At 43.6% G+C, this 22,139-nt stretch carries 21 protein-coding genes; 11 read left to right on the top strand and 10 right to left on the bottom strand.

Annotated features, from left to right (window positions below; translation table 11 throughout):
• Nucleotides 1-5 precede the first annotated feature (5 nt).
• On the top strand, nucleotides 6-1,169 hold the full coding sequence (locus tag FK220_RS00970; protein ID WP_152572418.1) for a sigma-54-dependent transcriptional regulator: 1,164 nt from the start codon (nucleotides 6-8) through the stop codon (nucleotides 1,167-1,169).
• Nucleotides 1,170-1,287: 118 nt separating this feature from the next.
• On the opposite strand, the gene FK220_RS00965 is transcribed toward FK220_RS00970, so the two are convergent.
• Nucleotides 1,288-1,977 carry a hypothetical protein gene (locus FK220_RS00965; protein WP_152572417.1) on the bottom strand — a complete coding sequence of 230 codons (690 nt, stop codon included), beginning with the start codon at nucleotides 1,975-1,977 and terminating at the stop codon, nucleotides 1,288-1,290.
• Between the two features lie 196 nt (nucleotides 1,978-2,173).
• Here FK220_RS00965 and FK220_RS00960 point away from each other — a divergent pair, with 196 nt between their 5' ends.
• The 3 genes from FK220_RS00960 to FK220_RS00950 all read left to right on the top strand — a co-directional run bounded on the left by FK220_RS00960 (nucleotide 2,174) and on the right by FK220_RS00950 (nucleotide 5,477).
• Complete coding sequence (locus FK220_RS00960; RefSeq protein WP_152572416.1) at nucleotides 2,174-3,058, top strand: PPK2 family polyphosphate kinase; 885 nt, start codon at nucleotides 2,174-2,176, stop codon at nucleotides 3,056-3,058.
• Nucleotides 3,055-4,440, top strand: coding sequence for a M28 family peptidase (locus FK220_RS00955; protein WP_152572415.1), 1,386 nt, complete (start codon nucleotides 3,055-3,057; stop codon nucleotides 4,438-4,440). The genes FK220_RS00960 and FK220_RS00955 overlap by 4 nt, the downstream gene beginning before the upstream one ends.
• A 104-nt stretch (nucleotides 4,441-4,544) precedes the next feature.
• On the top strand, nucleotides 4,545-5,477 hold the full coding sequence (locus FK220_RS00950) for a peptidylprolyl isomerase (RefSeq protein ID WP_152572414.1): 933 nt from the start codon (nucleotides 4,545-4,547) through the stop codon (nucleotides 5,475-5,477).
• A 1,213-nt stretch (nucleotides 5,478-6,690) separates the two neighbouring features.
• Here FK220_RS00950 and FK220_RS00945 read toward each other — a convergent pair.
• Nucleotides 6,691-6,885 (bottom strand): cold-shock protein, encoded by a 195-nt coding sequence (locus FK220_RS00945; RefSeq protein ID WP_013994176.1) that lies wholly within the window; start codon nucleotides 6,883-6,885, stop codon nucleotides 6,691-6,693.
• A gap of 106 nt (nucleotides 6,886-6,991) precedes the next feature.
• Nucleotides 6,992-7,630: a peroxiredoxin gene (locus FK220_RS00940; protein ID WP_152572413.1), complete on the bottom strand. Its 639-nt coding sequence runs from the start codon at nucleotides 7,628-7,630 to the stop codon at nucleotides 6,992-6,994.
• Nucleotides 7,631-7,739: 109 nt separating this feature from the next.
• Here FK220_RS00940 and FK220_RS00935 point away from each other — a divergent pair, with 109 nt between their 5' ends.
• Nucleotides 7,740-8,285, top strand: coding sequence for a YfiT family bacillithiol transferase (locus FK220_RS00935; protein ID WP_152572412.1), 546 nt, complete (start codon nucleotides 7,740-7,742; stop codon nucleotides 8,283-8,285).
• Between the two features lie 58 nt (nucleotides 8,286-8,343).
• On the opposite strand, the gene FK220_RS00930 is transcribed toward FK220_RS00935, so the two are convergent.
• Complete coding sequence (locus FK220_RS00930) at nucleotides 8,344-8,892, bottom strand: GNAT family N-acetyltransferase (protein ID WP_166204725.1); 549 nt, start codon at nucleotides 8,890-8,892, stop codon at nucleotides 8,344-8,346.
• A gap of 17 nt (nucleotides 8,893-8,909) precedes the next feature.
• On the bottom strand, nucleotides 8,910-9,467 hold the full coding sequence (locus FK220_RS00925) for a thioredoxin family protein (protein WP_152572410.1): 558 nt from the start codon (nucleotides 9,465-9,467) through the stop codon (nucleotides 8,910-8,912).
• Between the two features lie 285 nt (nucleotides 9,468-9,752).
• Here FK220_RS00925 and FK220_RS00920 point away from each other — a divergent pair, with 285 nt between their 5' ends.
• The gene (locus tag FK220_RS00920; protein WP_152572409.1) at nucleotides 9,753-10,673 is read left to right on the top strand and encodes a bile acid:sodium symporter family protein; all 921 of its coding nucleotides are present in this window, start codon (nucleotides 9,753-9,755) and stop codon (nucleotides 10,671-10,673) included.
• On the top strand, nucleotides 10,670-11,713 hold the full coding sequence (locus FK220_RS00915; RefSeq protein ID WP_166204723.1) for a lysophospholipid acyltransferase family protein: 1,044 nt from the start codon (nucleotides 10,670-10,672) through the stop codon (nucleotides 11,711-11,713). Before FK220_RS00920 ends, FK220_RS00915 begins: the two co-directional genes overlap by 4 nt.
• A gap of 21 nt (nucleotides 11,714-11,734) precedes the next feature.
• Here FK220_RS00915 and FK220_RS00910 read toward each other — a convergent pair whose 3' ends face one another.
• From FK220_RS00910 to FK220_RS00900, 3 genes are all read right to left on the bottom strand, one after another.
• On the bottom strand, nucleotides 11,735-14,260 hold the full coding sequence (locus tag FK220_RS00910) for a M14 family metallopeptidase (protein WP_152572407.1): 2,526 nt from the start codon (nucleotides 14,258-14,260) through the stop codon (nucleotides 11,735-11,737).
• An 88-nt stretch (nucleotides 14,261-14,348) separates the two neighbouring features.
• A complete protein-coding gene (locus FK220_RS00905) occupies nucleotides 14,349-14,729 on the bottom strand; it encodes a PUR family DNA/RNA-binding protein (RefSeq protein WP_152572406.1) in 381 nt (126 codons plus the stop codon).
• Nucleotides 14,730-14,807: 78 nt separating this feature from the next.
• On the bottom strand, nucleotides 14,808-16,562 hold the full coding sequence (locus FK220_RS00900; protein ID WP_152572405.1) for an ABC transporter ATP-binding protein: 1,755 nt from the start codon (nucleotides 16,560-16,562) through the stop codon (nucleotides 14,808-14,810).
• A 230-nt stretch (nucleotides 16,563-16,792) separates the two neighbouring features.
• Between FK220_RS00900 and nusB the strand changes: the two genes are divergently transcribed.
• The 4 genes from nusB (at nucleotide 16,793) to FK220_RS00880 (ending at nucleotide 20,133) form a co-directional block, all read left to right on the top strand.
• A complete protein-coding gene (gene nusB / locus FK220_RS00895) occupies nucleotides 16,793-17,740 on the top strand; it encodes a transcription antitermination factor NusB (RefSeq protein WP_152572404.1) in 948 nt (315 codons plus the stop codon).
• Between the two features lie 131 nt (nucleotides 17,741-17,871).
• A complete protein-coding gene (locus FK220_RS00890; protein WP_152573611.1) occupies nucleotides 17,872-18,357 on the top strand; it encodes a DUF1573 domain-containing protein in 486 nt (161 codons plus the stop codon).
• 25 nt (nucleotides 18,358-18,382) lie between these two features.
• The gene (gene yajC, locus FK220_RS00885; protein WP_152572403.1) at nucleotides 18,383-18,679 is read left to right on the top strand and encodes a preprotein translocase subunit YajC; all 297 of its coding nucleotides are present in this window, start codon (nucleotides 18,383-18,385) and stop codon (nucleotides 18,677-18,679) included.
• Between the two features lie 107 nt (nucleotides 18,680-18,786).
• On the top strand, nucleotides 18,787-20,133 hold the full coding sequence (locus FK220_RS00880) for a Gfo/Idh/MocA family protein (RefSeq protein ID WP_152572402.1): 1,347 nt from the start codon (nucleotides 18,787-18,789) through the stop codon (nucleotides 20,131-20,133).
• Between the two features lie 70 nt (nucleotides 20,134-20,203).
• Here the strand turns inward: FK220_RS00880 and FK220_RS00875 are convergent, their stop codons facing one another.
• Both FK220_RS00875 and pepT read right to left on the bottom strand, forming a co-directional pair.
• A complete protein-coding gene (locus FK220_RS00875) occupies nucleotides 20,204-20,800 on the bottom strand; it encodes a YdeI/OmpD-associated family protein (RefSeq protein WP_152572401.1) in 597 nt (198 codons plus the stop codon).
• Between the two features lie 69 nt (nucleotides 20,801-20,869).
• Nucleotides 20,870-22,096, bottom strand: coding sequence for a peptidase T (gene pepT / locus FK220_RS00870; RefSeq protein WP_152572400.1), 1,227 nt, complete (start codon nucleotides 22,094-22,096; stop codon nucleotides 20,870-20,872).
• Nucleotides 22,097-22,139: the final 43 nt, after the last annotated feature.

Here is a 22,139-nt window from a genome sequence, read left to right as displayed (position 1 = left end):
ACTACATGTCAAAAATTCTGGTAATAGAAGATGAGGCCGCCATCAGAAGGGTACTCGTTAAAATCCTTTCCGAGGAGAGTGATTCGTACATTGTCGAAGAAGCCGAAGACGGACTAAAGGGATTGGAAACCATAAAGGGCAACGACTATGACCTAGTACTCTGTGATATTAAAATGCCCAAGATGGATGGAGTAGAAGTACTGGAAGCCGCCAGAAAAATAAAGCCGGAGATTCCGTTTATTATGATTTCAGGGCATGGAGATCTGGATACTGCCGTGAGCACGATGCGGGCCGGCGCGTTCGACTATATTTCAAAGCCACCGGATTTAAATCGGTTATTGACCACGGTACGCAATGCCTTGGATCGTAAAGAGTTGGTGGTAGAAAATAAAATTCTCAAGAAAAAAGTAAGTAAGAACTATGAAATGGTGGGGAATAGCAAGGAAATCATTGCCATTAAGGACATGATCGAAAAAGTGGCCCCTACCGATGCCCGCGTACTTATTACCGGTGCAAACGGTACCGGAAAGGAACTGGTGGCCCATTGGTTACATGAGAAAAGTGCGAGAAATGGTGCGCCATTTATCGAAGTCAACTGCGCCGCCATACCCTCGGAACTTATAGAAAGCGAATTGTTCGGCCATGTAAAAGGAGCTTTTACCTCAGCCGTTAAAGATAGGGCGGGAAAGTTTGAGGCGGCCAACAAGGGTACCATTTTCTTGGATGAAATTGGTGACATGAGCCTTTCGGCACAGGCGAAGGTACTGCGGGCACTTCAAGAGAGCAAAATTTCCAGGGTCGGTAGCGACAAAGATATCAAGGTAGATGTGCGCGTATTGGCTGCGACCAACAAAGACTTGAAAAAGGAAATAGCAGAGAATAAGTTTCGGGAAGACCTATACCATCGTTTGGCCGTAATTCTTATTCAAGTACCTTCCCTGAACGAGAGGCGCGACGACATTCCCTTGCTTATTGAACACTTTGCACAGAAAATCGCTTCTGAGCAGGGTATTGCCCCTAAAACATTTTCGAAATCGGCTATCAAGCTATTGCAAGGCTATGACTGGACAGGCAATATCAGGGAACTTCGTAATGTTGTGGAACGATTGATTATTCTTGGGGGCAAGGAGGTGACCGAGGAAGATGTAAAACTGTTCGCAAGCAAATAACCTACACAGTATAGTCAAAAATCAATATGCAGTAAGTTTTTTTGGAACAGGTCGGGATGACTATCGTTCTCCCTTATAGCCTGGATGCCGCCAGTCGACAATCGCTTTTTTCGCAACTTTATTGCTTGCAATCACCAATTCGTTCCAAAGCTTCGGCGGTAATCTTTTGGGTTTGGAGATTATAGTATTTCTTTCCCTCCGAAAGGTCCGCATTTAATAATGCCCGTTCACATTCTTGATAGATTCGTTCTGCAAAGGCCTTAGCATCTTTACAATCGACCGTTTCAACTACCGTATTCAGGGACTCTCGATATTTTTCCAAAGCGATGTCGATTCTCCTCTTCATCTGGGCCTCGCTCGGTTTTTGGACCAATGGTACCGAAGATGCCTCTTTCTCAATGCTGTTGATAGCCAGATAGGCTTCGGAATGGCCGGTGTGTTTATCGTGTTTTTCCAAGGCTTCCAAACTTTCCAAGGTGTTTTCCAAAGCACGACTAAGCAGCTTCTTGGAGTCTTTTAGGGAATTGGCTTTGGTGGCTCTTTTGAGTAGGTAGGAACTCTCCTCGATTCCGATGGCTGCATAGTCACAACCACAGTCTTTCATCTGTTTTTTTGATTTCTCGATGGCATTTAGAGCCTTGTATACATGATATTTCGTTAAGTTGAGATCGTTTTTTGAAATCGCCTTTTCCGTCTGTGTCTTTACAAAAGTGATATTGGACCCGGCGTATTCGCACGCCTCGCTCGGCTTGAACGCTGAAAAGAGTACAAAAATGAGTGCGTAGCTTACTATATGTAACGCTTTCATGGCATGCATAATTAGGGGTAAAATTTGGGCATTTTACGGTGTAAAGGTAGTCGTAGCAAGGTGTTCGAACCTAGTTTTTTCGATGGATGGTGCCGTCTTTACGATATTTTGGACAAACTGGATATTTCGATTGATGAACGGTCATTTTTTTTAACAATATGTACCGTTCATCGATAAAATACTTTATATTTCCCGCATGGATGACATCAATATCGATACGTACAAGATTGTGGGCCCTACCGTGCTTTCCGACCGCAAAACGTACGAGGACTTTGGATTTTCCGAAAAGGAACTCAAAAAAAAGCTTAGGGAAATCAGACGAACCTTGGGAGATTTTCAAAATACCATGTACGCACATGGGGAATACAGTGTTTTAATATGTATTCAAGGGATGGATACCTCTGGAAAAGACAGTCTCATCCGAGAAGTGTTTAAAGACTTCAATGCAAGTGGGGTAGTGGTCCATAGTTTTAAGGTACCCACCGAACTAGAGTTGAAACACGACTACCTCTGGCGGCACTATATCGCCTTACCGGCAAAAGGGAAGTTTGGTATTTTTAACCGGACGCATTATGAAAATGTGCTGGTAACCCGGGTACATCCGGAATACATCTTGGGAGAAAATATCCCTGGCATCCATCAGGTGGAGGACATCGACCAGCGGTTTTGGGATAAAAGATTCGGTCAAATTAATAATTTCGAACGTCATCTCGCCGAAAATGGTACGCTTATCTTTAAGTTTTTCCTCCATCTTTCCAAAGAGGAGCAACGGCGGCGCCTATTAAGAAGGTTAGATCTGGAGGAAAAAAACTGGAAGTTCTCTCCGGGAGACCTAAAAGAACGGAAATTATGGGATAAGTATTACGCCTGTTATGAAGAGGCTATTGATCGTACCTCGAAAGCCCATGCCCCTTGGTACGTTATTCCGGCCGACAGTAAAAAGGGGGCAAGGGTAATTTTTGCTTCCATTTTGCTGCAGGAACTAAAAAAGTACGAGGATATCAAGGAACCGGAGCTGGAAGATGCGATTAAAGCGAATATAGATGCCTATAGGGCGCAATTACAAAAGGAGACGGAATGAAAAAAAAGGTCTTGGCTATTATCATGTGGTCGATTGTATGGCAGGGGGTTGCCCAAAGTGAGGATGAGAACCGATTAAGATCCATATTCGATACATCGCTAACCAAAGGAAAGGCCTATGATTGGCTTAACTATCTTTCGAACCAAATAGGGGGTCGACTCTCCGGCTCGGTGGAAGCACAGCTGGCCGTTGAGTATACCAAAGCCCAACTAGACTCCCTTGGCTTGGATAGGGTCTGGCTACAGCCGGTAAAAGTACCTAAATGGGTGCGTGGTACGCCCGAATTTGCCTTTGTGGAAACCAGCCCCGGTGTGACCACCAACGTGCCTATCTGTGCCTTGGGCGGTTCTGTTGCGACCCCATTGGGAGGCTTGAAAGCCAACGTTGTGGAGGTGCAGGGTATCGATGAATTGAAGAATTTAGGGGAAGAAAGGATTACAGGAAAAATTGTGTTCTTCAACCGTCCGATGGACCCCTCCTTGATCAACACCTTTCAGGCCTACTCCGGATGCGTAGACCAGCGCTATGCCGGTGCGCTGGAAGCCGCCCAATACGGCGCCGTCGGTGTCATCGTGCGCTCATTGAGTTTGCGCCTCGATGATTTTCCCCATACCGGTTCCATGAGTTATGGAGACTTACCGGTAAACCAAAGGATTCCCGCCGCCGCCATTAGTACCAAAGGGGCCCAATTACTGAGTACGACCCTAAAATTGAATCCAGAGACAAAATTTTATTTCAAACAAAATTGTAAGCAACTTGAGGATGTAGACTCCTTTAACGTCATAGGAGAAATTACAGGAACCACCTACCCTGATGAGGTTTTGTTGGTCGGGGGTCATTTGGATTCCTGGGATTTAGGGGATGGTGCCCATGACGATGGTGCCGGTTGTGTACAAAGCATGGAAGTACTAAGATTGTTGAAAAACACTGGATACCGGCCACAACGAACTATCCGGGCCGTGCTCTTTATGAACGAGGAAAATGGGCTACGGGGGGGGAATGAATATGCCAAAGTGGCCAAGACCAACCAGGAAAAACATGTTTTTGCCTTGGAGAGCGATTCCGGAGGTTTTACCCCGCGGGGATTTTCTTTTGATTGTTCAGAGGCGAATCTTCAAAAAGTGGGCCAATGGAAAACGCTTTTTGCACCTTATCTCATTCATTTCTTTGAAAAAGGATACAGTGGTGCGGATATCCGTCCGCTAAAACAAGAGGGTATGGTGTTGGCGGGTCTAAGGCCCGATTCCCAACGATATTTCGATCACCATCATGCGGCGAACGACACTTTTGAACATGTGAACAAAAGGGAGCTAGAACTAGGGGCCGCCGCTATGGCAAGCCTTGTATATCTTTTTGATAAATATGGAGTGGTATCGGATTGATGAAAACTGGGATTTGTTTGTATCCCAAAATCATAACTACCTGTCATAAACTTTTATAGCCCGAACAAAACAAGTACCTTTGCCGCTCATAAAAAATGAGCATCATGCAAGACGGTATCTACGCAAAATTCAATACTGCCAAAGGAGAAATTGTTGTCAAGCTTACACATGACAAAACCCCGGGAACGGTCGGTAATTTCGTGGCCTTGGCGGAAGGAACAAGAAAAAATACGGCCAAGTCCGAAGGGGAGCCTTACTACGATGGCTTGAAATTCCATAGGGTGATTCCTGATTTTATGATTCAGGGGGGCTGCCCCTTAGGCACGGGAACAGGGGATGCCGGTTATAAATTTGACGATGAGTTCCATCCCGACCTCACCCATAACGCCCCGGGAGTGCTTTCGATGGCCAATGCAGGTCCTGGCACTAATGGCAGCCAGTTTTTCATTACCCACGTGGCTACACCTTGGCTAGACAATAAGCATACGGTTTTTGGTCATGTTGTGACTGGCCAAGAAGTGGTCGACTCGATTGCCCAGGGGGATGTGATGGATAGTGTGGAGATTATAAGGGTTGGCGAAGAAGCGGAGAAGTGGAATGCTATGGAAGCTTTTAATAGTTTGGAAGCCAATAAGGTGAAAAGAATGGAAGAGGAAAAAGCAAGGCAAGCGGCCGAAATGGAGAAGGTGGCCGCGGGCTTTGATGAAACGGCAAGCGGACTCCGATATAAGATTATACAAAAAGGGAACGGTGCTAAAGCAGTAAGTGGCCAACAGGTATCGGTACACTATGAGGGGGCATTATTAAATGGTCAGGTATTCGATTCATCCTATAAAAGAAACCAACCCATTGCCTTTCAATTGGGGGTAGGTCAGGTAATACCTGGTTGGGACGAGGGTATTTCGCTACTTCAGGTAGGGGACAAGGCCCGTTTTGTAATACCCTCTAGCCTAGGTTATGGAAGTGCCGGTGCCGGTGGGGTAATTCCCCCTAATGCGACTCTCATATTCGATGTTGAATTGATGGAGGTCAAGTAGAAAGCTATCGCTCCCCGTACAAGGCAATGATGGGATATTACAATTAAAACTCTTCAAAACAAGGGTCTTTCCGCTTTTATTACAGATGTTCAACGTCTTTAAAAAAATAAGGCTGTTCTGCCAAGAAACTGTCACCAAATTGGTAAACTGGTAGCTTGTGGTTGTAGCATTAGGGGGGGTTAAAAGCGGTGCAGGGACCCTAAACGGATATGCGATTATTTTGTTTTACAACTACCCAGAGAGCCAGCGACATCAGTGGTAAGAATTGTTCTTGCAAGGTTTTGGCAATACCAAGAGCGTTTGAATGGATTTCAGATTGAAATACCCCCGCTGTTCAAAAAATAAACCGCTAGCATTGCGAAATACGGCTATTTCTTTTTCTGATCGGCATCGATAGGCGTTTCAACACTAACCATCAACAGTACTAGGTTAATGAGGATGAGTAAGATAAGAATTATGAAGAAGGTCGTCATTCGGGGTTTTTATCTAAAGATGAGCCATTTTATTCAAGAACAACTCAACGAAGAAAAACCCTACTTTATCGGGAAAATTTAAAAATTTTCCACTTCCATGGCACTGTACTTCATCAGAAGAATGTTGACGAGTACCAAGAAAGCAAGAATACCAAGAAAATAAATCATAATGGTTTGTTTACACGCCAGAAAATATCAAATGTTTAATTTTTAACGACTATAATTATCATTTAGTATAAAAACGTTAGACAAAATTAAACAATATGTAATTCTTATATTCATAAGAAATAGGTAAGTTATCTTAAAATTTTGCCCCATCGAATCCATGACTTATTCGAAAGGGCCGTTCTCCCATGGAACCCTTTAAAAAGTTTGTGCAGACCCTTAAAACACGGGGGTTCTTCCTAATGAAGTAATTGGAAATCATCTTGGTAAAACTTTGTCTAGTTCTTGTTACGGTCCGTAGTTATTAACAATACGGTGATGTTGACTAGGACCAAAAGGGATAGAATTATAAAAAATGCTATCATTTAAAATTATTGGGTTGGCTTTAGAAATCGCTACTACAACAAAACAGAGGAGGAATATAGATGTTTTGTTGAACGTTAGATTAAAAATTTAGCAGGGGTTTTGTACAAAGTTAAACAATTTTGCCGTAAGTAGTTTGATTTTCAATAATCATCAAAAAAAAGTCCCGACAAAAACTGTCGGGACTTATATAAAAAAAGTTTATGCGTACCTTAGTCTACTACCTTCACATTTACCGCGTTTAGTCCTTTTTTTCCTTGTTGTAGCTCAAATTCTACAACGTCACCTTCGCGTATTTCATCGATTAAACCAGAAATGTGTACAAAGTGATCTTCGCTTGAACCATCTTCAGTGATAAAGCCGTAACCTTTAGAATCATTGAAGAATTTTACTGTTCCTTTACTCATAATAAAAAATTAAAAATTAAATTAAAGCGCAAATATAACGCTAAATATTTTAAACCTATGGTTTTTTGGTAGTTATATTTCCCCAAACAGCAAGCACCATCGTAAATTAAGCCGTTGGGTCCGGTGTCATCCTTAAGTAAGGCTTTACCTCGTCTACTCCCTTGGGGAAAATTTCCCGGGCCTCGTCTGTCGGTATGGCCGGACTCACGACAACATCCTCACCGGATTCCCAATTGGCAGGGGTAGCGACTTTGTGATAAGCCGTTAGCTGTAGTGAGTCGATTACGCGGAGCAGCTCATAAAAATTACGTCCGGTGGAAGCCGGGTAGGTGAGAATTAACTTCACCGTTTTATCCGGGGCTATAATGAAGACTGATCGTACGGTTAGATTATTATCCGCATTGGGGTGAATCATATCGTAGAGATCGGATACTTTCTTATCGTCATCCGCAATGATCGGAAAATTGACCGTGGTCTGTTGCACCTCGTTGATGTCTTTGATCCATTCCGCATGCGAGTCGGCCCCGTCGACACTTAGGGCCAACATCTTCACATTTCGTTTGTCAAATTCTTCCTTGAATTTCGCGGCCGTACCCAGCTCAGTGGTGCAAACAGGGGTGAAATCTGCGGGATGTGAAAATAGGATTCCCCAAGAGTCCCCTAAATAATCGTATAAATTAATCGTTCCCATAGAACTGTCCGCCGTGAAATCGGGGGCGATATCGCCTAATCGTATTGTTGCCATTTTACAAGTATTAGATTGTTATATTTTATTATCCTATAAAATTAGTAGATTATATGGTAAAGCTCCATTTTTAAGGTTAAAAATGTATTAAAGTTCACTAACTTTGATTATGGAAAGTATTTCTTTAGAGCAATTGCGCTACCCGATCGGAAAGTTTAAAGCGCCTCAAGAGATAACCAGCGAGCACATTTCTGAGTGGATTGAAGTCTTGGAGACCCTGCCCGCCAGGTTACAGTACTTGGTCGAACACCTTACGGAAGAACAACTCGAAACCCCGTATCGACCTAATGGGTGGACCGTACGGCAACTGGTACATCACATTGCCGACAGTCATCATAACAGTTATATTCGTTTTAAATGGGCCTTGACCGAAAATTGCCCGACCATCAAGGCCTATGACGAGAAAGCATGGTCTGACCTCTTCGACGCACGGATTGCCCCGATTCAGATGTCGTTAGATCATTTGAAGGCGGTTCACGCCAAGTTGGTCTATTTCTTAAAAGGACTCTCACGGAACGATCTAAGGCGAAGCTTTATACATCCGGAAGGAAACGAGAAAACCTATTTAGATGAAAATATCGGCCGATATGCTTGGCACGGGAGTCACCATTATGCACATATTGAAGAACTATTAAAACGCCAGGGGTGGATTTAGGGTACGTTACTGATTCTAGGCTCCCATCTTGCCCTATGGTAAGTATATAGTCTTACCTTTAAACGGTAGCATGGGATTTTAGGATTTTATACATTACGTACATGGGGCGTTGATCGTTCAATACAGTCGGGAATTTTAGTTTTGTTTCCGAATGTATTGTAAATCCGTTTTTTAGATAAAATTGCAACGCAGGTCCGTTCTTCATGGTGTCGAGCCACACTATTTTTTTGTTCATCCCAAGAGCATACATTATAACGAAGTCCATAACTTTCTTCCCGATTCCTTTTCCCGAATGCTCGTTAAGTACGTAAATCTTATCGAGGAGTAGCGCCTTATCGGCCCCATAGGGTTCCAATGCCCTATTTTTGATAATTTTCACGATGCCCACAGGGGTGGTTTCATGATAAATCAGAAATAATTCCGTATTTGAATCTTTCTGCTCCTTTTTTAGCACCTCCAGTGTAAAGCTACTTTTCAGGTACGGACTCGAATCCCGATGTTCCCATAAATGAAGATAATGTTGGTTATATGCCTTCACGCCTACCCGTATATAGTTCTGGTACAAGGCCTCTTTAAGCGGTACGATAGCAAGTTCTTTAAGACACATTCCAGAATGATGGATTTTTATTGAATCCATTTGATATTACAGCCAATACTGGGTTTTTGTCGGGCGCTTACATCCCTACCCTCTAGAAGCGCATCCATTGCTTCCCTCAAATCGTTTCCCGTTAGCGGAATACCATTCCCGGGACGGGAATCGTCCAATTGTCCGCGATACACCAACCGCAAATTCTTATCGAACAAATAAAAATCAGGGGTACAGGCCGCATCATAAGCTTTGGCCACCAGTTGCGTGGCATCGTAGAGGTAAGGAAAGGTATATCCTTCCTCCATTGCTTTTTTTTTCATTAAATCCGGGGCATCCTGAGGGTAGTTAACGATATCATTACTCGATATCGCCAAAAAAGCGATTCCCTTCTCTTGATATAGCTTCCCCAGTTTACTGATCATTGGATTTACATGCACGACAAACGGACAATGATTACATATAAACATGATTACGGTTCCCTTTTCTCCCTTCATTTCATCGAGCGAGCAGATTTTTCCCGATACGGTATCCGGTAATTCAAACCCAGGGGCCAACGTGCCCAAGGGTAACATATTGCTAGGTGTTCTTGCCATCGTACTCTTTTAAATCTTAAAGTTAAAAGTATTTGATGGATTCTTGCGCATACGACCTTATTTTAAGGGAATGGTAAAACGAAAAATCACCCTGAAAGCGAACTACGGGCCACTCAAAACCTCTTTCTCGCTAGGGCAGATGGCAATGACTTCGGACTCTCCGTGCAAACAAACTACCGATTTTAGCGACGAATGTCTTATCTTGGATGCTGTTGGATATAGGGATAGTAGTAATGCTACAACCCTTAACGACAGTAACCAACGAACTAAAAATCGACCAAGCATTTGCCGGAAAACCTTCTAGATAGCGTACATCTAAATTTCGATACTGAAGCGCAGTGGATTTTAAACATCGCCTTGGCCTGTGTAATGTTCGGTATTGCCCTGGAAATTTCCATCAAAGACTTTAAGGGATTGTTTCAAAGGCCGAAACCTGTTCTTGTCGGTGTGGTAAGTCAGTTTGTTTTGCTACCGGCCATCACCTATCTGTTGGTCATAGCGACAGCACCTATGGCTAGTATGGCCCTGGGCATGTTTATGGTCGCCGCCTGCCCCGGGGGTAACGTGTCCAATTTCATCACCCATTTGGCCCATGGCAATACGGCGCTGTCTATAAGCCTCACGGCAATAGCGACGGTATTGGCGGTGGTTATGACTCCTTTAAACCTTCAATTCTGGGGTTCGTTACATGCCCCCACTGCTACCATCTTGAAGGATATAGCCATTTCACCAGTGGAAATGATAAAATTGGTATTCTTGTTGCTCGGTCTTCCCTTACTACTAGGGATGGGATTGAACCACATACGCCCTTTACTGGCGCGGCGACTGGGGGAAATACTAAAAATAGCCTCCCTCATATTTTTTATTTCCCTTATTTTCTTGGCCCTTTATAACAATCGAGACATTTTTGTAGACTATATTTTCTACGTGTTTTGGATAGTGTTGCTGCACAATCTACTCGCTTTTACCACAGGATTCTCATTCTCCAAATTGTTTGGCCTTTCGCAGAAAGACACGCGATCGATTACGATTGAAACCGGGATACAGAACTCCGGTCTGGGGTTGTTGTTGGTATTTACTTTCTTCGAAGGTCTGGGAGGAATGGCCCTTGTTGCCGCTTTTTGGGGCATCTGGCATTTGGTTTCCGGACTAATTTTGGCCACATTTTGGGGTTTTAGACCTTTGCAAAAAGAAAAATTGGCTTGAGAAATTTGGGATATAGCATACTAAAATTCTGGATAAAGAGTGGATTCTACCTTTATTACGGAAAGATTCAGATATCCGGACTCGAAAAGGTACCAAAAGATAAACCGGTCCTATTCCTGCCCAACCACCAAAGCGCCTTAATGGATGTATTGCTATTGGCGGTGGATTGTGGCCGTAAACCCTATTTTCTCACTCGATCCGATGTGTTCAGGAAAACATGGTTAAAACGTTTTTTCACCTATTTACGGATGATACCGATCTATCGCATAAGGGATGGTAGGGAAGCATTGAAAAATAATGATGCGGTATTTGCGCGATGTGCGGAAATCCTGGAAAGAAATCAAGCGATATTGATGTTCCCGGAGGCGAATCACAACATTAAGAGAAGGGTCCGCCCCCTTAGCAAAGGGTTTACACGTATTCTTTTTGGTGCGTTGGATAAAACCCCAAATTTGGACATTCAACTGGTACCTGTCGGACTGAACTATAGAAGCAATACGGGCTTTCCGGACCAGGTAGCCGTTCAGTTTGGGTCGGCTATTCCGGTTCTTCCCCTGTACGATAAGTCGAACATCCATACATCTACCAACACCATCAAGGCGCTGGTCGCCGAACGAATAAGCGGTTTAACGACCCACATTGATGATGAGGCAACATATGACGTCACCGTTGGGCGTTTGGATGCCCTAGGGGTCGATTATCTGAAACCTTCGGAGGTGAATGATACGATAGGCCGATTACCCCATATGGATCGGGGCAAGACTTCGCTACCGGTGGTGAACGGTTTGAAGCCGCTTTACAAAGGTATCTTTGTGCTGGCTAACCTACCCGTTGTACTTCTATGGTGGGGTTGGATGAAACCCAAAGTCTGGGAACGCGAATTTACCGCCACCATCCGTTTTGCCTTTTCGTTGCTGGCATTACCTGCTTACTATTTATTCCTTTTTCTTTCGATAGCTCTTCTACTAAATCCTTGGACAGCAATCTATAGCCTGTTGGGCCTTTTTCTGTTCAACTGGGCGTATGTTAAGCTAAGCTAATCTTGGATGTGTCAAAACCCGTTACATCATTCCACCAAAAAAGATAGCGTTCATCAATAGCTTATTGGTACCATACCAAAAAGCCCTGAAATTGGTGTTATCGGTAAATGCAATTACGCGCCCCTTACCCATACGCTGTACTTGAAATGGGACACTATTCTTGATCAAATCTAAATTTTCCTCCGAAATGTATCCGCTTAGCAGCGGGTCATCGGTATATTGAATAGGATTGTTGTAGCTATCCTTATTAGGCTCAATATAGATGTTCGTATTCCGAAAAAGTGCCAGTTTGTTATTTTTATACCCAAAGTTAATTGGATGGGAACGATCTTGTTTTGCCTCGAAAATGGCACCTCCTGTAACCTGGGCTCCGTTGAAATCACGTTTTTCCTCAAAGGAAATGTTCTTGGCTACGAGCGTATCTTTCTTGAACTCTAGTTTCATGAGTTCGTTTTTTTGAAGCCATTCGACCGCGTTTCGATACCCGATCAGGGTGCCCCCTGCCTTGACCCAATTTTTTAGTTTTTTGGCATCCGATTCACTCAGCGATCCATTGCCCCAGGCACTGGGTATGATGATATCGGTATACTTGCTTAGGTCGGCACGCCCAAAATAGGAGACGTCTATTTTGGTGAGCTTCATTTGGTAGCGGGTGTCGAATAGATGCCAGATTTCCCCAGCATCATAGGACCGGATGCCATCGCCGACGATAATGGCCACTTTTTGTTTTTTGACCGGATCAAAGTCATTGCTTCCCAAATCGATGCCTTTGGTAAGTCCTGTACCTACCGCTGTTATTTGAATCTTACTCTCCTTCGCAACTTTGTCAAGGAATTGATACAGCTCTTCTCCATTCAGCTTCTGGTTCTGTACCGGGACCATTATTGTGCCATAATCGTATTGCCGGCCTTCCAAAGTGAAGGGTGATTTGGCAACTTTGGCCCTAATCCCGTTATTGGTAATCGCATTTAATGCCCTCGGCGTATAATACTCATGCCATTCGAATAGATAGGCATAATTACTCGCTTTGTCAACCCCACCTGCAAGCTCTGTAAAATTCGCAACCTCAGGTCCGGCGTTGGCCAAAGATGATAATTCGGAATAGTCCACATTAAAAGCGAGGGGAAAGGTCCATGCCGAAATATCATAAAATAAACTATCGGTGAAAGTGGTTCGCTTTTCGAACATGGCCTGAATCAAACGGGGATTTTTCTGGTTCATGGGTACTACATAGCTATTTCCCTTTTTGAAGGCTTTCCCATCCAAGGTAACGTCATTGGCCAATTCATGGAATTTGATACCGTGGCGATTCAAGATCTCGGCAAAGTGCCATGTCTTGGCAGCATCCTTGCTGTCTCCGAAAACGATGGCCTTGGTTTTGCTCCTAGCCCCTTCGTTTCGTAAGCTGCTATAAAAGTCACGTTGGTATTGTAGGATTTTGGGACGCATTTCTTTAGCCGCTTCGATGGTTGACAAGGCCGTTGTAAACTGGTTTCGTATGGTGAAAGGAAAGGTCAGCAATCCATTCTCGCTTTCTTGGACATGCCCTCTGGAGCTACCCTGTTCGAAAAGGATACCGATACAGCCATTCACATCGGGAAAGGTGGATCCCTTCCCATAATAATAGTCGTCGTATCCTTCCTCCGAATAGTAAAGAGAGCCGATTTTGTCAAGCGCCCTGGCATGATAGGTCCCAATTTCGGCCGTGAGTTCCTGATTGATTTTCGGGGTCAAAGGATGTACCCGCGTGGGTTCTCCCGGCTGAAAGAAAAACGTGGAGTTGGTGCCCATTTCATGATGGTCGGTGAGGATGTTGGGCAACCATTTGTGAAAAGTCCTGATCCGAGCACGACTTTCGGGAAGTTGAACTGGCAGCCAATCGCGGTTCATGTCGAACCAATAGTGGTTCGTGCGACCACCTGGCCACACTTCATGATATTCCCTTTCATTATTGTCGGCGTTCAGATTGATGCTCTTGTTGGTGTTGGCCCAATAGGCAAAGCGCTGCAGGCCGTCGGGATTATAGGACGGATCCATTAGGATCACCATATCGTTCAATAACGCCTCGATTTCCGGTCCTTGGGCTGCAGCCAAGTAGTAGGCATAGGCCAATCCTGCATTGGCCCCACTGGGTTCATTGCCGTGTATGGAGAATCCCTGGTATACGATGATCGGCATTTCTTCCAAATTCAGTGAACCGGCGCCATTTTCACTCAATGCAATATGATCCATCCGGATTTTTTCCAGTTTTTGGTGGTTGTTGGGTGAGGTAACCGTGAGAAGTAAAATAGGCCTGCCCTCAAATGTCTCACCACGATTTTCTATAGAAATACGGTCACTGGCAGCTGCCAAGGTTCGCATGTAAAATTCCAGTTTATCGTGGGTTACATGCCATTCACCCACTTCATGGCCGATTACCTCCTTGGGGGTAGGAATATTGCTGTCATAAGTGATGTCTTGTGGAAGGTAGTAATTCAGGTCCAAGTTCTCCTGCGCTCTTGTGTTGATGCCTAGGAGTATCAGGGGAATCAATAAAAATCTTTTCATTTTTCCGTTGGGTTTAGTCAATGGTTAAATATAAAAAAACGGCCATTAAGAACAGGCCGTTTTAAACTTGATTTTTCAATCCGGAGACTTAGATATCATCAAAGTCGATATCCGTGAAGCTATCAGAGGGCGTGACCTCCCCGTTATTGGTGGTTCTGGGATCTTCCTCTTTTTTATAGTCTTTCTGATGTCTTTCGGAAATGACCTCTGTCCCCTTTTCATCGATAATATAATCCATCATCTCCGATACATGCTCCCTAAAGGCTTCAAAGTCTTCCTTATATAAGTATATCTTGTGTTTTTTATAATGGAAAGAGCCATCGTCGTGGGTAAACTTTTTGCTTTCAGTAATCGTAAGATAATAGTCTCCGGCCTTGGTGCTCCTTACATCGAAAAAGTACGTTCTTCTTCCAGCCCGTAAGACTTTGGAATATATTTCTTCCTGATCTTCAATGTTTCTTTCGCCCATTTCGTTTAGTGTCTAGTTATTTAAATAAGTGTTAATCTATCAAAAATGAAAAAAAAATGCGTATCGAACAACAATTTTTTAGTTTTCTTTCTCCGACAACTGGTTCAAATAAAGTTCTTTGTAGTATCCTTCTATCGCATTCAACTCCTCATGGGTTCCCTGCTGTATCAGTTGCCCATCTTCCAAAACCAATATCTTATCGGCGTTCTTCGCCGAGGAGACCCGATGGCTCACAATTAGGGTGGTACGATTTTGGGATGCCTGCTTGAGATTGTTCAGGATTTCTTCCTCGGTTTCCGTATCGACGGCCGATAGGCAATCATCGAACAAATATATTCTTGGGTCTTTCAACAGGGCACGGGCAATCGATACCCGTTGCTTTTGACCGCCACTTAAAGTGATGCCCCTTTCCCCAAGGACCGTATCGTATTGTTTGGAAAACCCTATTATGTTTTCATGTACCACGGCATTCTTTGCCACGGTAACCACTTCTTCATCGGTAGCGTTGTTCTTGCCAAATTTGATGTTATTGCTTATGGAGTCGGAAAAGAGGAAAGCGTCTTGCGGTACGGTTCCGATTGCTTCCCGAAGGCTGAACAAGTTCAAGTTTTTTATTGGAACATCGTCGATAAGTATCTCACCGCCGCTCACATCGTACAGTCGCGCTATTAATTCCAAAACGGTCGATTTTCCGGAACCTGTTTTTCCTAAAATGGCAACGGTTTCCCCAGGATGCACTGTGAACGAAAGATTTTTGAGAGCGGTAATTTCCGTATCCTCATAGGTGAAAGAAACATTTCTAAACTCTATTTTTCCTTCAATAGGTGTCGATTCGTCTACTTCATTTCTGATTTCGGGCTCCTCTTTCAAGAATTCATTGATTCTTTTTTGGGAGGCTTCCGCACGTTGCACGATAGAGGTGAGCCACCCTACGATGGCTACGGGCCACGTCAACATGTTCACATAAAGAATAAATTCGGCGATGATACCAATCGAGTCGATTTCCCCATTCATGTATTGCTTGCCGCCGATATAAATGACAAAAATATTGCTCACACCTATCAGCAAGATCATCAAGGGAAAGAACCAGGCATCGACCTTTGCCAAGTCAACACTTTTGCTTTTTCCTTCCGACGCCAATGTTTCCACATCGTCATGTATTTTGGGTTCCAAGCCATACGCTTTTATGACCGCGACCCCGGAAAATGATTCTTGGGTAAAGGTCGATAACCTGGAAAGAAACTCCTGAACCTTCGTACTTCTTTTATGGATGATCTTACTGATATTGTAAATCAAAAAAGAGAGTATGGGGAAAGGCGCTATCGTATACAGGGCAATGGTCGGGGCCTTTATAAACATCAGTGGTATCAAACAGGCGAAAAGGGTGAGGGCATTCATACCATACATAATGGCGGGGCCTGCATACAACCGTACTTGGTTGATATCCTCGCTGATACGATTCATCAAATCGCCGGTTCTATTCTTTTTGTAAAAATTGAGATTCAGATATTGATAATGGTCAAATACTTCGTTCTTTAGGTCATACTCGATATAGCGGGATACGTTGATAATGGTCTGTCGCATTAAAAAAGTGAATAGTCCCGATAAGAGGGCCGTGGCAAGAATGATCAAAATATACTCCAAGAGTAACCCCCGGGCCTCCTGCTCCAATAACTGATCTGCGCTGAAATCTTCAATTACTTCGATAGATTTCTTTACATAGGATGGCATGACCAATGAGAAGATTCGGGCAATAATCGTAATAATGACCCCTAGAAGCAGCTTTAGCCAGTACTTTTTGAAGTATTTGTTGAGGTATTTAAGTTCTTTCATTCAAGCGTTGCGCTAAGTCGGTAAAGATAGGCCTGTTGGTAGTACCTCGCAAGCGCCAAATGCAAAGAAAAACATAAACCGTTTGATTTCTTGTGGACTGGAGTAAACGGGAAGCATACCGTTTTCCATCCCATGTGATGATAAACGTACATTCAACGACCAGTATTGAAAATAGATTCCTATTTTTGCAGCCGTAACGAATAAACCCAATTCCATAAAAGTTCTTTAACATGCTAACAAGAAGGCATATTCGGGTAAAAGTGATGCAATGTATTTACGCCTTGACCCAATCCAAGGACGATTCTTTGGAGAAGCAAGAGAAGTTTCTCAAATCCAGCATAGAGAATATGTACACCCTCTACTTACTGCTTCTAAGCCTTTTGATAGAGCTGCACGGCATGGCGACCGACCAGTTACAACGCGCATCGAAGAAGTATTTATCCAACAGCTCGGATGCCTATCCGGATAAACAAAAGTTTATCAATAATCGCCTACTTCTACAATTGGTCAACAACAAAGCGCTAAAGAGCGAACTTGCCAAGCGTAAATTGAACAATTGGTATTTGAACGAAGAATACGTAAAATTAATTTACAAGGCCATTGTCGATAGTGCTATTTACAATGACTACATGAATTCGGGGAGTAGCTCCTACAAGGAGGACAAAAACTTGGTACTACAACTGTTCAGGGAAGTGATTGCCCCGAACGATAAGATTTACGAGTACTTTGAGGATAATAAACTCACTTGGGTCGATGACATTCCGATTGTAAACACTTTTTTGTTAAAGCAGTTTAAAAAAGTAACTGAGGGGCAAAACGAATCGTTCTTTTTACCAAAACTATTGAAAGATGAAGAAGACATGGTGTTTGCCCAAAATCTGTTGACCAAGACCTTGTTGAACGATGCCGAATGGGAGCGTGAAATAGAAGGAAAGACCCCCAATTGGGATAAAGATCGGATTGCGGATATCGATGGAGTGTTGTTAAAAATGGCTATTTGCGAATTACTTAATTTTCCGTCAATACCTGAGAAGGTGACCATTAATGAATTTTTGGAAATCGCAAAGGAGTATTCAACACCTAAGAGCAGTATCTTTATTAACGGTATATTGGATAAGTTGGTAAAGGAATACCGAACAGAGGGCAAACTTAACAAAGTGGGTAGAGGGCTATTATAAATTATTTCTTTAATTTTGCACTCGCGTAGGATAAAATAAAATACACAGGTGCTACGTTACCTAAGAGTGCAGGTTTACAGATGTTCATCGATAAACGGCACCTTAAGAAACTAACAATAAAAATAAAAATGATGAAAAGAATGTTTTTGGCCTTAGGAGCCATCGCAATGTTAAGTTTGACTTCCTGTAAGGAAAATGCCGCCAACAAAGTAAATACGGCGAATGTGGCCGAGGCTGCAGAAAGGGATGAAGCCGCAAAGTTGGTCCCGGTAATGACCTTTGAAAAGCAAGAGCATGATTTTGGGACCATTGATCAAGGTACGCCGCAAGAAACCATTTTTGCCTTTACCAATACCGGTAACGGACCATTGATTATAACAGATGCAAAAAGTAGCTGTGGTTGTACGGTTCCCGAATACCCGAAGAACAAGGCAATAGCTCCGGGTGAAAAAGGGGAACTATTGGTGAAATTCAACGGTTCCGGTCAAAATCAAGTGACCAAGACCATCACCATTACTGCCAATACCGAAAAAGGTTCCGAGTTACTTCGAATCAAAGCTTTTGTAAATCCGAAGAATGGAGGACCACAGGCGGCAGGACCGACCGTAGCCCAATAAGAACCAATAAGAATTACGTACGTATATGGGAGAGAATATAGGGCAATTTTTGCCGATGATTTTAATTTTTGTGGTGGCCTATTTCTTTATGATTCGCCCACAAATGAAACGCCAAAAAGATGAAAAGAGGTTTGCTGCCGAGTTAAAAAAAGGCGATCGTGTCATCACTAAAAGTGGTCTCCACGGTAAGATTATGGAGCTGAGCGAAAAAGATTCGTCCTGTATCCTGGAAACAATGGCAGGGAAGCTCAAGTTTGACCGTTCGGCCATTTCAATGGAGATGAGCAAAAAATTGAATACTCCCAAAGCGGTAAAGAAATAATCTCTTTATATGAGTATACAAGGGCCCCAACTTGAAAAAGTCGGGGCTTTTTAATTTCTGGAGGTAACAGAAAATTAAGTATCTTCAAGCAGATTAAATCAACAACTATGTATCACAGAAGACACTTTATAAAAAAAAGCGGTCTTGTCCTGGCAGGGACAGGCGCCGCATTTTTATTTCCGATGGAATTATTGGCACAAATGAGAAAGACCGTAAGCCCCAATGACCGTATCCAGGTCGGAGTCATCGGCTGCAAGGGTATGGGCTTTTCAGATCTTTCGTCAATGCTCAAGATCAATGAAGTGGAGGTAGTCGCCCTTTGCGACGTGGACGAAAGCGTACTGGGAATGCGTACCGCAGATCTGGAAAAAGCGGGTATCAAAAAACCTAAATGGTACAAAGATTACCGTCAACTATTGGACGATAAGGATATTGATGTGGTCATTATAGGCACACCGGACCATTGGCATTGCTTAATGTTGACCGATGCGCTACAGGCTGGTAAGGATGTGTATTGTGAAAAACCGATTGCAAATTCGATCCAAGAGGCCGATATTATGCTCAAGTATGTGAATTCCAGTGACCGAATGGTTCAAATAGGTCAGTGGCAGCGCAGTCAACCGCACTTTGTCGACGCCATTGAATTCGTACACTCCGGTGCTTTAGGTAATATTCGTTTGGCAAAGGCATGGGCGTACCAAGGGTGGATGAAACCCGTTCCAGTACTCCCCGATAGTGCCGTTCCCGAAGGAGTGGATTACGATATGTGGTTGGGTCCGGCACCAAAACGCCCTTTTAACGAGAATCGCTTCCACTTTAATTTCAGATGGTTCTGGGACTATGCAGGCGGACTTATGACCGACTGGGGTGTACATCTTATAGATTATGCGCTCTACGGCATGAAAGCCGGCACGCCAAAATCGGTGATGGCCATAGGCGGAAAGTTTGCCTATCCCGATGACGCCTCCGAGACACCCGATAGCCTGCAGACCGTTTTTGAATATGACGGATTCTCCATTTTATGGGAACACGCCACAGGCATTGATGGCGGCAACTATGGCAGAAACCACGGTATTGCCTTTATTGGTAACAACGGCACCTTGGTGCTCGATCGTAATGGTTGGGAAGTAATTCCCGAAAGGGAGTTCCAGGGATGGGATAAGGAACGAGAGAATAAAATCGACCCCATTCCCCTCAGAAAACGCGAGGGCAGCGGGCTCGATTTGCACACCGTGAATTTCATCGAGGCGGTCAAAAGTAGGGACGCCTCCAAGTTAACGGCACCCATACAAGTAGGATACGATGCGGCCTTGGTGTCGCACATGGGCAATGTGGCCTTTAAAACTGGAAATCGAATCTATTGGGATGAAACCGCGCATCGATTCAAGGAAGAGGCCGCAAACGAATTTGTCACCGCGAATTATCAGAATGGTTGGAAACTGCCAATACTTTGATAAATAACATCCCTTATCCTTCAAAATATCTGATAGTATATAATGTTTGGAATTTAGAATGTAACCAAAATCATCGATAGTGATCGTTGAGCCCTTTCCCGTCCAAAATCATGGGAAGTATTTTTTTCAAACGGCTTTGCCTCGTTTGCGTTCTCTTGGCGGTTGATATAAATTCCGCGTACTCTTTTTGTTTGGAAGGTGAAAGATTTTCGAACGATTTTTTATGGTCGGGACTGCCTTTGAGGGCTACGGTCAACTCCTGTGGCACGATTACTTTTGGAACCGACGTTGTTTTGGGCATCAGTTTGATTCCCTTTTTCTCGTTCTCAATGGCTTCATTCATATAGCTTAGCACCATGGTTTCATCGATGGTGTCGTTGTCGAAGAATTTCCAGTGCCGCATCGCCTGCGTTTTGCCTTCTTGCGCGTTCTCGAGAACGTTCTTTTCATCCTTTAGAAATACCCCATTAAAAAACCATATTCCAAAATGCTTTTTGAAGCGACAAATACCAAGCACATTTTTATTGTTGATGGTATAGGTGGGCAAACTCCATTTGTAAGTTTCCTCTAAATCGGTTTTTAAGGCCAATTCCCGCAGTTTCGCAATGCCCTCCTTGAATGGGTGGTCTTTCTCGAAATACGCTTCGACTTTTTCCAACATTTCCATAGTACTCACTATTTCGAGTGTATCGCTACGCAGGAATTAAATAATCCTAATTACCTATCGTATAAACGATTAACTCTTTGTTGCTACAAGTTCGCAAATTTTTACGATAACTTCAACCGCTTTCTGCATGCTCTCGACGGGAATGTATTCGTACTTTCCATGAAAATTATGTCCACCCGCAAAAATATTGGGACAGGGAAGTCCCATATAACTTAGTTGGGAACCATCGGTACCCCCACGGATAGGTTTGATGATAGGGGTCACACCCACCGCTTCCATCGCGGCCTTTGCAGTTTCTACGATATGAAAAACCGGTTCTACCTTTTCCCGCATGTTATAGTATTGGTCCTTTAGATCAATAGTGATGCAATTACCGTATAACTTGTTGAGTTTTTCGGTAATGTCCAACAATAGCTGCTTTCGTTTTTCGAACTGCTCGCGGTCGTGATCCCGTACAATCAGTTCGAACTCCGCATGTTCAATTTCCCCTTTCATATGGTGAATATGAAAAAAGCCTTCCCTTCCGGAAGTGTGTTGCGGGGTTTCTTCGATGGGCAATATCCACATGAATTCGTTGGCAATGCTAATCGCGTTTACCATTTTTCCTTTGGCATAACCGGGATGTACGCTTTTTCCCTTGATGACTACCTTCGCACTGGCAGCATTGAAGTTCTCATATTCCAATTCACCGATTTGGCTTCCGTCTATGGTATAGGCCCATTCGGCCCCGAATTTTTCCACATCGAATTTATGCGCACCCCTACCAATTTCCTCGTCGGGGGTAAACCCCACTCTTATTTTCCCATGTGGTATCTCCGGATTATTGATCAAGTATTCCATGGCGGTGATGATTTCGGTAATCCCGGCCTTATCATCGGCCCCTAAAAGTGTAGTGCCATCGGTGGTAATCAAGGTCTGACCTTTATAAAGAAGTAAATCCTCAAAATAATAAGGGGAGAGCACTATTTTTTCCGCTACATTGAGTACAATATCCCCGCCATCATAGTCCCGAATAATTTGAGGGCTCACCTTGGTGGCGGGGAAATCGGGAGAGGTATCGTAATGTGAGATAAAACCGATGACAGGTACCTCTGCGTCCATATTACTGGGGAGCGTAGCCATAATATAGCCGTTGTCATCGATCGTTACATCTTCCATACCGATTCGGGTAAGCTCATCTACCAACAGATCTGCGAGCACCCACTGTTTTTCTGTGCTAGGGGTAGTTTCGGAATGCGGATTGCTTTGGGTATCGATTTTTGCGTAACCGACAAATCGGTCAATAATGTACTGCATTTATATAATTTTTAGATAAAAATACTGTTTATATAGCAAACAT

The sequence above is a fragment of the Pelagihabitans pacificus genome (genome assembly GCF_009371985.2).
GTDB lineage: Bacteria > Bacteroidota > Bacteroidia > Flavobacteriales > Flavobacteriaceae > Pelagihabitans > Pelagihabitans pacificus.
This window is presented reverse-complemented; position numbering and strand designations above follow the sequence as displayed.

Excerpts from the sequence above, each read along its gene's own strand:
- FK220_RS00940 (WP_152572413.1), bottom strand. The coding sequence starts at position 7,630 with ATGGCAACAATACGATTAGGCGATATCGCCCCCGATTTCACGGCGGAC.
- FK220_RS00955 (WP_152572415.1), top strand. The coding sequence starts at position 3,055 with ATGAAAAAAAAGGTCTTGGCTATTATCATGTGGTCGATTGTATGGCAG.
- FK220_RS00925 (WP_152572410.1), bottom strand. The coding sequence starts at position 9,467 with ATGGCAAGAACACCTAGCAATATGTTACCCTTGGGCACGTTGGCCCCT.
- FK220_RS00880 (WP_152572402.1), top strand. The coding sequence starts at position 18,787 with ATGTATCACAGAAGACACTTTATAAAAAAAAGCGGTCTTGTCCTGGCA.
- pepT (WP_152572400.1), bottom strand. The coding sequence starts at position 22,096 with ATGCAGTACATTATTGACCGATTTGTCGGTTACGCAAAAATCGATACC.
- FK220_RS00965 (WP_152572417.1), bottom strand. The coding sequence starts at position 1,977 with ATGAAAGCGTTACATATAGTAAGCTACGCACTCATTTTTGTACTCTTT.
- FK220_RS00900 (WP_152572405.1), bottom strand. The coding sequence starts at position 16,562 with ATGAAAGAACTTAAATACCTCAACAAATACTTCAAAAAGTACTGGCTA.
- FK220_RS00950 (WP_152572414.1), top strand. The coding sequence starts at position 4,545 with ATGCAAGACGGTATCTACGCAAAATTCAATACTGCCAAAGGAGAAATT.
- yajC (WP_152572403.1), top strand. The coding sequence starts at position 18,383 with ATGGGAGAGAATATAGGGCAATTTTTGCCGATGATTTTAATTTTTGTG.
- FK220_RS00970 (WP_152572418.1), top strand. The coding sequence starts at position 6 with ATGTCAAAAATTCTGGTAATAGAAGATGAGGCCGCCATCAGAAGGGTA.
- nusB (WP_152572404.1), top strand. The coding sequence starts at position 16,793 with ATGCTAACAAGAAGGCATATTCGGGTAAAAGTGATGCAATGTATTTAC.
- FK220_RS00905 (WP_152572406.1), bottom strand. The coding sequence starts at position 14,729 with ATGGGCGAAAGAAACATTGAAGATCAGGAAGAAATATATTCCAAAGTC.
- FK220_RS00935 (WP_152572412.1), top strand. The coding sequence starts at position 7,740 with ATGGAAAGTATTTCTTTAGAGCAATTGCGCTACCCGATCGGAAAGTTT.
- FK220_RS00890 (WP_152573611.1), top strand. The coding sequence starts at position 17,872 with ATGAAAAGAATGTTTTTGGCCTTAGGAGCCATCGCAATGTTAAGTTTG.
- FK220_RS00945 (WP_013994176.1), bottom strand. The coding sequence starts at position 6,885 with ATGAGTAAAGGAACAGTAAAATTCTTCAATGATTCTAAAGGTTACGGC.
- FK220_RS00910 (WP_152572407.1), bottom strand. The coding sequence starts at position 14,260 with ATGAAAAGATTTTTATTGATTCCCCTGATACTCCTAGGCATCAACACA.
- FK220_RS00875 (WP_152572401.1), bottom strand. The coding sequence starts at position 20,800 with ATGGAAATGTTGGAAAAAGTCGAAGCGTATTTCGAGAAAGACCACCCA.
- FK220_RS00960 (WP_152572416.1), top strand. The coding sequence starts at position 2,174 with ATGGATGACATCAATATCGATACGTACAAGATTGTGGGCCCTACCGTG.
- FK220_RS00930 (WP_166204725.1), bottom strand. The coding sequence starts at position 8,892 with ATGTGTCTTAAAGAACTTGCTATCGTACCGCTTAAAGAGGCCTTGTAC.